This window comes from Streptomyces roseochromogenus subsp. oscitans DS 12.976 (assembly GCF_000497445.1).
GTDB lineage: Bacteria > Actinomycetota > Actinomycetes > Streptomycetales > Streptomycetaceae > Streptomyces > Streptomyces oscitans.
This window is the reverse complement of record NZ_CM002285.1, coordinates 1,936,168-1,936,847: the sequence shown is the minus strand read 5'-3', so window position 1 is coordinate 1,936,847 and position 680 is coordinate 1,936,168. Positions and strand designations below refer to the sequence as shown.

1 protein-coding gene and 1 pseudogene are annotated in these 680 nt (G+C 70.4%); both read right to left on the bottom strand.

Annotation, left to right across the window (positions count from 1 at the left end):
- Positions 1-55: 55 nt before the first annotated feature.
- Entirely contained in the window at positions 56-529 is a 474-nt protein-coding gene (locus tag M878_RS58440; protein ID WP_023545784.1) for a hypothetical protein, read from the bottom strand.
- An 11-nt stretch (positions 530-540) separates the two neighbouring features.
- Positions 541-680 (bottom strand): annotated as a pseudogene (locus M878_RS99685) (ABC transporter substrate-binding protein); the annotation flags it as partial.

The window sequence follows — 680 nt, the reverse complement described above, 5'->3', positions numbered from 1 at the left end:
TCCGGAGGTCGGGTTCGCCATGGTGTCTCTCCTCACTGATGGCCTCACCGGCGGGTCAGCCCACGAACGTGACGTCGGAGGTCAGCCAGCGGCCGCCGACCCGCACGAGGTCGAGCTGGAGCCGGTAGGTGCGCGCCTGGCCCTCGGGCGCGGCGGTGTTGGTCACCTTGCTGTCGGCCACGACCAGCACCCGGGCCGAGCGGTCGTCGGACCGCACGATGCCCGCTTCCAGGACCTGCCCCTCGGACACCGACCTGTTCTGCGCGACGAGCTTCGTCAACTGGGCGGTCTGCGCGGCGAACTGCTTCTTGAAGTCCCCGGTGGCGCCCTCCAGCACGGTGCGGCTGTCCCGGTCGTAGTGCCGGTAGTCGAGCGACGTGAAGTTCAGCGCCGACTGGCGGGCCGCCGCCAGGATGTCCTGGCGGCGCTGTTCCGACCCGCGCTGGTCGGCCAGCTTCAGGCCCAGCCAGACGGCCAGCACCGTCGTCAGCACGGTCGCCGCGACCAGGCCTGCCGACAGCAGCCTCATGCGTCCCCCTGTCATGCCATCGGTCCCACGAGCAGCCATTGCCACGACTCCTTTCCGAAGACGGTCTGTTCGCCGCCCGTCGAGCCGATCTCGACGGGTGTTCCGTCCGGGCCGGTCAGGTCACCGGTCTCCGGGTCGTACGGGGCCACGA